The following is a 12,526-nucleotide window of genomic DNA, read 5'->3' as shown; positions in this document are numbered from 1 at the left end:
GCAGTCACCGCAACGCTCAACCCCGCCAACTCCACGAACCTCTACAAGTTCTCCGGCACCGCCGGGTCCACGATCTTCCTCGACAGCACCGGCTTCACCACCACCGACCCCAACGGGTACGGCGGAAGCTGGACCCTCTACGATGCCTACGGCACCCAAGTCTACGGCAACTACTTCGGATACGACTCGGGACGCATCACCCTCCCCACCACCGGCACCTACACCCTCGCCGTCCAGGGCTACATCTACGCCAACGGCACCACGACCGACAATTTCGTCGTCAGGTCGGTCACCGACGCCACCGCCGCCTTGACCCTCGGCACCGCCGTCTCCGGTTCCATCGCAAGCCAAGGTCAGCAGAAAAACTACACCTTCACCCTCGCTTCGCCGACCAGGCTCTGGTTCGACTCCCAGACCAACGACGGGAACTTCTACTGGACGATCAAGGGGTCTCAAGGCACCGTCAACGGGAACACCGCCTTCTCTTCGGATGACCAAAACATCGGCCTACTCCCGGCCGGATCCTACACGCTCACCGTCGGCGCCAGTAGCGACTACACAGGCAGCTTCAAGTTCAACCTCCTCGACCTCGCCGCGGCCACATCCATCACCGTCGGCACCTCCGGAACTCCCACCGGACAGACCGTCTCAGCCACGCTCAGTCCCGCCAACTCGACGAAGCTCTATAAGTTCTCGGGGACGGCCGGGGACACGTTCCTCTTCCACAACCTGTCCTATACGGGCGACTATGCCAACTGGCGGCTGCTCGATCCGTACAACAACAGCATCTTTGGCAGCTACCTCGGAAGTGACAATAGCGGTGTGACACTTCCAGCTTCGGGGACATACACCCTGGCCGTGTACGCAAACGTGGGCGACACGACCGCGCCCAACTACAGCTTCCAAGTGAACTATCAGTCCCACACCAATCCACCGACCATCAGCGGGACCACCCTGACACTGGGTTCCCCCGTCTCCACTTCAGTCTCTGCCGGCGGAATCGACTACTACCAGTTCACCCTCGCGAATCCCACGCGGCTTTGGTTCGACGTCCAGACTTACGACGGCAGCCTGAGTTGGAGTCTAGCCGGACCGCAGGGGACCGTCCTCGGCTATGAAAACTTCAACTGGGACGACCAGAATATCGGATTGCTGCCGGCCGGAACCTACTCTCTCCAGGTGAGCGGTCCGGGGGGCGAGGCCTATGCGTTCAACCTCCTCAGTTTCACCGCCGCCACCCCGATCACCCCAGGATCGCCAGTCTCCGGCACCCTGAACCCTTCGAATTCCACGAAGCTTTACTCGTTCTCCGGCACCGCTGGTACCACGATCTTCCTCGATAGTGCCTCCGCCACTCCCAACGATCCTAACAACGGCAACACGGGACATTGGACCCTTTACGACGGGTTCGGCACCCAGGTGTTCGACGGCGCCTTCCAGAACGACTCGGGGCGGCTCACGCTACCCACTACGGGCACTTATACCCTCGCCTTACACGGGTACTACTACGCGAGCCCGACCTACACGACCGACTATTCCTTCACGGTCCGCTCCGTCAGCGATGCCACCACCGCATTGACCCTCGGGACCGCCGTCTCCGGATCCATCGCCGGCCAGGGTCAGCAGAAGAACTACACCTTTACACTGGCGTCGCCGACTCAGCTCTGGTTCGACAGCCAGACCAACGACGGGAATCTGAATTGGGTCATCAACGGCTCCCAGGGTAACGTCTACGGGCAGACACCCTTCTCGTACGACGACCGTACCACCGCGGTGCTCCCGGCCGGCACTTATACCCTCACCATTGCGGCCAGCGGAGACTATACCGGCAGCTACAACTTCAACCTCCTCTCGTTCGCCGCGGCCACGTCGGTCTCGCTCAACTCGACCGTCAATGCGACTCTAAATCCCGCGGACTCGACCAACCTCTACAAGTTCTCCGGCACCGCCGGATCCACGATCTACCTCGACAACACCGCATTCTCCACCTCCGACCCCAACAATTATAGCGGCTACTGGACCCTCTTCGACGCCTATGGCACCCAGGTCTACAGCAACAACTTCATTTACGACTCCGGCCGAATCACCCTCCCCACCACGGGAACCTACACCCTCGGCATCCAGGGCTACCTCAACGCCACGGGTTCCGCGACCGACACCTTCGTGGTCCGGTCCATCAGCGACGCCACCACCGCGATGACCCTCGGCACGCCCGTCTCCGGCTCCATCGCCACACCGGGGCAGCAGCAGAAATACACGTTCACGCTCGGCGGTTCCGTCCAGCTCTGGTTCGACAGCAGGACCTCCGACGGAAATCTCTACTGGACCCTGTCCGGCCCCCAGGGCAACGTCTACGGCGGGACGCCGTTCAGCTACGACGACCGGAACATCGGCATCGTCCCCGCCGGCACCTATACCCTGACCGTCTCCGGCAACGGCGACTACACGGGAAGCTACGGCTTCAACGTCTTCTACCTCTCCTCGTCCTCCGTCCTCACCACGAATTCCGCCGTCACGGCCTCGCTCAGCCCCGCCAATTCCGCCAAGTCCTACAAGTTCGCCGGCACCGCCGGCTCGACCCTCTACCTCGACAACACCGCCTTCTCCACAACCGACCCCAACGGATACCGGGGCACCTGGTACCTCTACGACGCCTACGGAACCCAGGTCTTCGCCGGCGACCTCATCAACGACTCCGGCCGCGTCACCCTGCCCACCACCGGCACCTACACCGTCGTCTTCGCGGGAAGCGTCAACGCGACCGGCACCGCCTCCGACACCTTCGTCGTCCGGACCGTCAGCGACGCCACCGTCGCCCTCACCCTCGGAACCGCAGTCTCCGGATCCATCACCGGCGCCGGCCAGAAGCGCAACTACACCTTCACCCTCGCCTCGCCCACTTACCTCTGGTTCGATACCCAAACTAACGACGGAAACCTATACTGGACCCTGAACGGCCCTCAGGGCAACGTCTACGGGAATACGGGGTTCTCCTCCGACGAGCGGAATATCGGATATCTCCCGGCTGGCAGCTACACGCTCACGGTCGCCGGGAACTATGACTACACGGGCAGCTACAAGTTCAACCTCCTCGACTTCGCCGCCGCCACTCCGATCACCGTCGGCTCCGTCGGCACCCCCACCGGCCAGACGGTCTCCGCGACTCTCAACCCAGCGAATTCGACCAAGCTCTACAATTTCACGGGGAGCAGCGGGGACAAGTTCCTCTTCCATAACCTTTCTTACTCCGGCGACAATGCCTACTGGCAACTCCTCGATCCGTACAACAACCTCGTTTTCAGCAATTATTTCGGGAGCGACGCCAGCGGCGTGACCCTCGCGCTCTCGGGAACGTACACCCTCGCCGTCTTCGGAAGCGTCGGTGACACCAACGCCCCCAGTTATAGTTTCCAGGTGAACTTCCAGTCTCACTACGATCCCAACTCCCTGGGAACGCCGATCGCACTCGGCACCCCAGTCACCGGGGCGGTCGGCGCCGGCGGAGTCGACCCCTACCAGTTCTCCCTCGCGTCGCCGACACGGCTTTGGTTCGACAGCCTGACTTATGATGGTTCCTTGACCTGGAGCTTGGTCGGCCCCCAAGGGACCATCTGGGACTCCCGTAATTTCGCATGGGATGACCAGGCTATCGGCCTCCTCGCCGCCGGCACCTACGTCCTCAAGGTGAGCGGGCCGGGCGGCGAAGCTTATGCGTTCAATATCCTCGACTTCGCCGCCGCCACACCCGTCACCTTGGGGTCCCCGGTCTCCGCGTCCTTGAACCCTGCCAACTCCACCAACCTCTACTCGTTCTCGGGGACGGCCGGTTCGACCATCTTCCTCGATAACACCGCCTTCTCCAGTTCGGATCCCAACGGATATACCGGCTACTGGTCCCTCATTGACGCCTTCGGCAACCAGGTTTTCAACAGCAATTTCACCAATGATTCTGGCCGCATCACTCTTCCCACCACCGGCACCTACACCCTCGCCGTCCAAGGCTACATTCCCGCCTCCGGTGCCGCGACCGACACGTTCGTCGTCCGGACCGTCAACGACTCCACGACGGCTCTGACCCTCGGCACGGCCGTCTCCGGTTCCATCGCCAGCCCGGGTCAGCAGAGCAACTATACCTTCACTCTCGCGTCGCCGACCCAGCTCTGGTTCGACAGCCAGGCCAACGACGGGAACCTCAACTGGGTCATCAACGGCTCGCAGGGTAACGTCTATGGCCAGACGCCCTTCAACTACGACGACCGGGCCACTTCCCTGCTCCCGGCCGGCACCTACACCCTTACGGTCGCGGCCTACGGAGATTACATCGGCGGTTTCAACTTCAACCTCCTCTCGTTCGCCGGGGCCGTCAACCTCTCGCTCAACTCGGCCGTCACCACCCCCCTCAGCCCCGCAAATTCGACCACCCTCTACAAGTTCGCGGGCACGGCCGGCTCGACCATCTTCCTCGACGCCACGGGCTTCTCCACCTCCGATCCCAACGGGTACAGGGGTTCCTGGTACCTCTACGACGCCTACGGCACCCAAGTCTTTAGCAGCGACCTCGCGAACGACTCCGGACGGATCACCCTGCCCACCTCCGGCACCTACACGCTCGCCGTCCAAGGCCATCTCTACGCCTCGGGTTCCGCCACCGACTCCTTCGTCGTCAGGTCCGTCTCCGACGCCACCACCGCGTTGACCCTCGGCACGCCCGTTTCCGGCTCCATTGCCACCCCGGGACAGCAGCAGAAGTACACGTTCACCCTCGGCGGACCTAACCAGCTCTGGTTCGACTCACGGACAAACGACGGGAACCTGAACTGGACCCTGACCGGGCCTCAGGGCGTCGTCTTCGGCAACACGCCCTTCTCCTACGATGACCGGCTGACGTCCCTCCTGCCGGCCGCGACTTACACCCTGACCGTGTCCGGCAACGGTGACTACACCGGAAGTTTCGCCTTCAACCTCTTCTACTTCTCCTCGTCCTCCGTCCTCACCACGAATTCCGCCGTCACGGCCTCGCTCAGCCCCGCCAATTCCGCCAAGTCCTACAAGTTCGCCGGCACCGCCGGCTCGACCCTCTACCTCGACAACACCGCCTTCTCCACAACCGACCCCAACGGATACCGGGGCACCTGGTACCTCTACGACGCCTACGGGACCCAGGTCTTCGCCGGCGACCTCATCAACGACTCCGGCCGCGTCACCCTGCCTACCACCGGCACCTACACCGTCGTCTTCGCGGGCAGCATCGCCGCGACCGGCACCGCCTCCGACACCTTCGTCGTCCGGACCGTCAGCGACGCCACCGTCGCCCTCACCCTCGGAACCGCCGTCTCCGGATCCATCACCGGCACCGGCCAGCAGCGTAACTACACCTTCACCCTCGCCTCGCCCACCACACTCTGGTTCGATAGCCAGACCAACGACGGAAACCTGAACTGGTCGATCAAGGGTGCCCAGGGCACCGTCTACGGTACCACCTACTTCAATTACGACGACCGGAACGTCGGTCTGCTCCCGGCCGGCACCTACACCCTGACCGTCTCCGGGTACGGCGACTACTTGGGCAGCTACAAGTTCAACCTCCTCGACTTCGGCGCCGCCACTGCAATCATCGTGGGATCGTCCGGTACACCGGCCGGACAGACGGTCTCCGCGACGCTCAGCCCCGCAAATTCGACCAAGCTCTACAAATTCACCGGGACTGCGGGCGATTCGTTCCTCTTCCACAACATCAGTGTCACCGGTGATTACGCCTACTGGCAGTTGTACGACCCCTTCAACCGCCAGTTGTTCAGCAACGGCGCGGCCAGCGATGCTAGCGGTGTCGTCCTCCCCACGAACGGGACCTACACCCTGGTCCTCTCGGGCGCCGTGGGTGATTCCACCTCGCCCAACTATAGCTTCCAGGTGAACTACCAGTCCCACACCACGCCGACATCCATCGGCGGCACCTCCCTGACGTTGGGCTCCCCGATCTCGGGGACCGTCTCGGCCGGCGGGATCGATTTCTACCAGTTCACCCTCGCAAACCCCACGCGTCTCTGGTTCGATACCCAGACCTATGACAGCAGCCTGAGTTGGACTCTGAGCGGGTTGCAAGGCCCCGTGATCGGTTACGAAAATTTCGTCTGGGACGACCAGGTCATCGGCCTGCTCCCGGCTGGTACGTATTCCCTTCAGGTGAGCGGCCCGGCCGGCGAGGCTTACTCCTTCAATGTCCTCGACTTCGCCTCCGCCACTCCGATCAGCACGGGATCCTCGGTCACCGCGACGTTGACCCCCTCGAATTCTCCGGCCTTCTACTCTTTCTCCGGCACCGCCGGCTCGGTCATCTACCTCAACAACACCGCCTTCTCGACCTCCGATCCCAACGGTTACCGGGGTAATTGGTACCTCTATGACTCCTTCGGTACCCAGGTCTTCGCCAGCGACCTGATCAACGACTCTGGTCGAGTCACCCTGCCGACCACTGGTACTTACACACTCGTCGTCTCCGGCGTCGTCTATTCGTCGGGCACCGCGAGCGACACCTTCGTCGTCAGTCCCGTCACCGACACCACCACACCCCTCACACTCGCGACCTCCGTCACCGGTTCCATTTCGAGTCCCGGCCAGCGGAGTAACTACACCTTCACCCTGGCCTCTCCGGATCGACTCTGGTTCGACAGTCAGACCAATGACAATACGTTCGTTTGGTTCTTGACCGGCCCGCAAGGGGTGGTCTACAGCGATACGGGCTTCGGTTCCGGCGAACGGAGCATCGGCCTGTTGCTCTCCGGAACCTACACGCTCACCGTCTATGCCCAGGGCGAACAAACCGGTTCCTTCGGCTTCAGCCTCCTTTCGTTCTCCGGCGCCTCCGCCGTGACCCCGGGCACGACGGTCTCCGACTCCCTCAACCCCGGAGACTCCTCCAAAGCCTACAAGTTCTCCGGCACCGCGGGTTCCAGCATCTTCATCGACAATCCCAACTCCTCCAGCTACGACCCCTACGGTTACACCCAGGGCTACTTCACCCTCATCGACGCCCTCGGCACCACCGTCTTCAACGGTTATCTTGACAACGACTCGGGCCGCATCACCCTGCCCACCACCGGCACCTACACCCTGATCGCCGACGGGTGGCTTGGAGCCACGACGCCGGTCAGCTACTCCTTCATCGTCAAGCCGATCACCGACAACATCAAGCAGCTCTGGGGTACCTCCGGCGACGACTCCATCCTCGTCCAGTACCTCGACGCCAACACCCGCGATGTCTACCTCAACGGGTACCTCGAGGGAACCCTCTCCGGCACCGCAACGCTCACCATCATGGGCATGGGCGGCAACGACTCCTTGACCGTGGTCGGCACGGGCTCCGCCGATACCTTCACCATCTCCCCCACCCAGGTCGCCCTCGGTTCCTCCGCCAACGTCCTCGTCGGAATCGCCAACGTCACCGTCGACGGCTCCGGCGGTGCCGACACCTTCAACTACTCCGGTTCCAATCCCAAGCTCACCCTCCTCGGAGGCGCAGGACTCGACACCTTCGCGCCCGCCGACAACGCCTCCATCCTCCGCCTCGACGGCGGCGCCGACGGGGCCATCCTCAACGAGTCGGCGAGCACGACCGGCCTCGTCCTCGACCTCGCCAGCGGCCTCGTCACAAGGGTCACCTCCTTCGCCAACATCACGAGCGTCGTCGGAAGCCCGAGGAATGACGCTCCCGTCGGAATCTCCAAGTCCGTCACCACACTCGAGGATTCCCCCTACACCTTCTCTGTCGCCGACTTCGGATTCACCGACCCCGGCGACTCACCCGCCAACGCCCTGCTCTCCATCAAGGTCGTCACACTCCCGGCCGCCGGCTCGCTCGCCCTCAACGGCGTCGCCGTCACCGCAGGCTCCACCGTCCTCGCCTCCGACATCGCCGCAGGAAAGCTCGTCTTCACCCCCGCCGCCAACGCCTTCGCCTCCACCTACGCCTCCTTCAAGTTCCAGGTCCAGGATAACGGCGGCACCGCCGGCGGCGGCATCGACACCGACCCCACCGCACGGACCCTGACCCTCAACGTCACCTCCGTCAACGACGCCCCCGTCCTCACCGCCGGCACCGTCGCCAACCTCTCCGTCCTCGAAGACGCTGCCATCACCTCCTTCAACCTCGGGGCCATCGCCTTCGGGCCCGGCGGCGGCCCGCTCGAAGCCTCCCAGACCCTCTCCTACAAGGTCACCGCCGTCCCTGCCCCGACCTTCGGCACCGTCTTCCTGGCCGACGGCGTCACCGCCGTCACCGCCAACACCGCCTACTCCCTCGCCCAGATCCAGGGCATGAAGTTCCGACCCGCCGCAAACGCCAACGGATCCTCCTCCTTCGCATTCGCCGTCCAGGACAACGGCGGCACGGCCAACGGCGGCGTCGACACCCTCAACCTCGCCATCGCCATCACCGTCACCTCGGTCAACGACGCACCGCTCGGCACCTCCAAGGCCGTCACCGTCCTCGAAGACTCCTCCTACACCTTCGGCGTCAGCGACTTCGGGTTCTCCGACCCCAACGACTCTCCGGCCAACGCCTTCGGATATGTCGTCATCTCCAGCCTCCCCACAAACCCAGGACTCACCTTCAACGGCGCCGTCGTCACCGTCGGACAGGTCATCACCACCGTCGACATCGCCGCAGGTAAGCTCAAGTTCATCGACCCCGCAAACGCCGCAGGGGCCGGATACTTGAGCTTTGGGTTCCAGGTCAAGGACAACGGCGGGACCGCAAACGGCGGCGTCGACACCGACCCCACGCCCAAGACCTTCACCGTCAACGTCACGCCCGTCAACGACGCACCCGTCGGCATCGCAAAGACCGTCACCATCCTCGAAGATTCCTCCTACACCTTCGGTGTCGCCGACTTCGGGTTCTCCGACCCCAACGACTCCCCCGCCAATAACTTCGCCTCCATCGTCGTCACCAACATCCCCACGAACCCCGGCCTCACCTACAACGGCGCCCCCCTCACCTCCGGCGTCGTCATCCCCGTCGCTGATCTCGCCGCGGGCAAGCTCAAGTTCACGCCAAACGCCAACGTCAGCGGCGGATCCTACATCAAGTTCTCCTTCCAGGTCCGCGACGACGGCGGGACCGCAAACGGCGGCGTCAACACCGATCCCATCGCTCGCTCGATGTACGTCACCATCACCCCCGTCAACGACGCACCCGTCGGAACCTCCAAGACGGTTACCGTCCTCGAAGACTCCTCCTACACCTTCGGCGTCAGCGACTTCGGGTTCTCCGACCCCAACGACTCTCCGGCCAACGCCTTCGGATACGTCGTCATCTCCAGCCTGCCCGCGAACCCAGGCCTCACCTTCAACGGCGCCGCCGTCACCGTCGGACAGGTCATCACCACCGTCGACATCGCCGCGGGCAAGCTCAAGTTCACCGACCCCGCGAACGCCGCAGGGGTTGGATACTTGAGCTTCGGGTTCCAGGTCAAGGACAACGGCGGGACCGCAAACGGCGGCGTCGACACCGACACCACTCCAAAGACCATCACCGTCAACGTCACGCCCGTCAACGACGCACCCGTCGGCATCGCCAAGACCGTCACCATCCTCGAAGATTCCTCCTACACCTTCGGTGTCGCCGACTTCGGGTTCTCCGACCCCAACGACTCCCCCGCCAATAACTTCGCCTCCATCGTCGTCACCAACATCCCCACGAACCCCGGCCTCACCTACAACGGCGCCCCCCTCACCTCCGGCGTCGTCATCCCCGTCGCCGATCTCGCCGCGGGCAAGCTCAAGTTCACACCCAACGCCAACGTCAACGGCGGATCCTACATCAAGTTCTCCTTCCAGGTCCGCGACGACGGCGGCACGGCCAACGGCGGCGTCAACACCGACCCCATCGCACGCTCGATGTACGTCTCCATCACCTCCGTCAACGACGCACCCGTGGGGACCTCCAAGACCGTCACCGTCCTCGAAGACTCCTCCTACACCTTCGGCGTCAGCGACTTCGGGTTCTCCGACCCCAACGACTCTCCGGCCAACGCCTTCGGATATGTCGTCATCTCCAGCCTCCCCACAAACCCAGGACTCACCTTCAACGGCGCCGTCGTCACCGTCGGACAGGTCATCACCACCGTCGACATCGCCGCGGGCAAGCTCAAGTTCACCGACCCCGCGAACGCCGCAGGGGCCGGATACTTGAGCTTCGGGTTCCAGGTCAAGGACAACGGCGGGACCGCAAACGGCGGCGTCGACACCGACACCACACCAAAGACCATCACCGTCAACGTCACACCCGTCAACGACGCCCCCGTCGGCATCGCCAAGACCGTCACCATCCTCGAAGACTCCTCCTACACCTTCGGCGTCGCCGACTTCGGGTTCTCCGACCCGAATGATTCGCCTGCTAATAACTTCGCCTCCATCGTCGTCACCAACATCCCCACGAACCCCGGCCTCACCTACAACGGCGCCGCTCTCACCTCCGGCGTCGTCATCCCCGTCGCTGACCTCGCCGCGGGCAAGCTCAAGTTCACGCCAAACGCCAACGTCAACGGCGGTTCCTACATCAAGTTCTCCTTCCAGGTCCGCGACGACGGCGGCACCGCAAACGGCGGCGTCAACACCGATCCCATCGCCCGATCCATGTACGTCACCATCACCCCCGTCAACGACGCACCGCTCGGCACCTCCAAGACCGTCACCGTCCTCGAAGACTCCTCCTACACCTTCGGCGTCAGCGACTTCGGGTTCTCCGACCCCAACGACTCTCCGGCCAACGCCTTCGGATACGTCGTCATCTCCAGCCTGCCCGCGAACCCAGGCCTCACCTTCAACGGCTCCGCCGTCACCGTCGGACAGGTCATCACCACCGTCGACATCGCCGCGGGCAAGCTCAAGTTCATCGACCCCGCCAATGCCAACGGCACCGGATACCTGAGCCTCGGGTTCCAGGTCAAAGACAACGGCGGGACCTCGAATGGCGGCGTCGACACCGACCCCACGCCCAAGACCTTCACCATCAATGTCACCCCCGTCAACGACGCCCCAGTCGGCACCGCAAACACCGTGACCTTGCTCGAAGACTCCTCCTACACCTTCGGAGTCGCCGACTTCGGGTTCACCGACCCTGGCGACTCCCCGGCCAATAACTTCGTGTCCATCGTCGTCACCAACATCCCCACAAACCCGGGCCTCACTTATAACGGCGCCCCCCTCACCTCCGGCGTCGTCATCCCCGTCGCCGATCTCGCCGCGGGCAAGCTCAAGTTCACACCAAACGCCAATGCCGCGGGCGCCGCGTACCTCTCCTTCAGCTTCCAGGTCAAGGACGACGGCGGAACCGCAAACGGAGGCGTCGACACCGACCCCACCCCTCGCTCGATGACCGTCAACATCACCCCCGTCAACGACGCGCCCCTCGGCGTCGCCAAGGCCGCCGTCACCCTCGAGGACAAGCCCTACGTCTTCTCCATCGCCGACTTCAGCTTCTCCGACCCCAACGACTCGCCCGCCAATAACTTCGTCTCCATCAAGGTCACCAACGTCGCCACCGCACCGGGCCTCACCTACAACGGCGTCGCTCCCGCCAACGGGGCCGTCATCCCCGTCGCCGACATCGCCGCGGGCAAGCTCGTCTACACCCCGCCCGCTAACGTCAACGGGTCGCTCTACGCCAAGTTCAGCTTCCAGGTCAAGGACGACGGCGGAACCGCCAACGGCGGCGTCGACACCGACCCCGTCGCCCGCTCGATGTACGTCACCATCACCTCCGTCAACGACGCCCCCGTCGGCGTCGCCAAGACCGTCAACATCGCCCAGAACTCGACCTACACCTTCGCCGCCTCCGACTTCGCCCTCAACGACCCCAACGACAACCCGGCCAACGTCCTCGCCGCCGTCGTGATCTCCTCGCTCCCGACCGCCGGATCGCTCACGCTCAACGGCACCGCCGTCACCTCGGGGCTCGTCATCCTCGTCGCCGACATCAACGCCGGGAAGCTCAAGTTCGCCCCCGCCGCAGGGGCCACCGGCTCGCCCTACACATCCTTCACCTTCCGGGTCCGCGACAACGGCGGGACCTCGAATGGCGGCGTCGATACCGACACCACGCCCAAGACCTTCACCTTCAACGTGAGCTGAGCATCCCTGCCGAACTCCGGCCGATTGATCTCTCGGCACAAAGACCGACTCCACCCCAAGGGCGGCCCATCAAAGGGCCGCCCTTTCGTCTTGGGATCTTCTCCCGGCACGCTCGGGGACCTCACCTCCGGATCGGGCGAACGCAGCGCGTTGTCGTTCCCCAGGGAGGTCGGTCGGGGTGTCACGTTCCGGCATCGAACCCCGTACGAATTCGGAGAAAGGCCCAAACCGAGCGTCAACCTATCTCGTTTGCCGCCAAAGCGTAACAAACACGCCCCGGCATACCCGGCGACCGCCGGCCACACGCCTCTCGCGGCGGTCCCCAGTTTGCCCGATTTCTTGTTTGCACTTCTCTGTTCACACCGCTAGTGTATGAAATTCGTATTGGCGATTA

General features: G+C 63.6%; 1 protein-coding gene. It reads left to right on the top strand.

The annotated features are described in order from the left end of the window. Positions 1–12,132, top strand: a 12,132-nt coding sequence (locus ACYOEI_RS40340) for an Ig-like domain-containing protein (protein ID WP_462856317.1), incomplete at its 5' end; no start/stop codon positions are given. Between the last annotated feature and the right edge of the window lie 394 nt (positions 12,133–12,526).

Source organism: Singulisphaera rosea, assembly GCF_054877945.1.
This window is presented reverse-complemented; position numbering and strand designations above follow the sequence as displayed.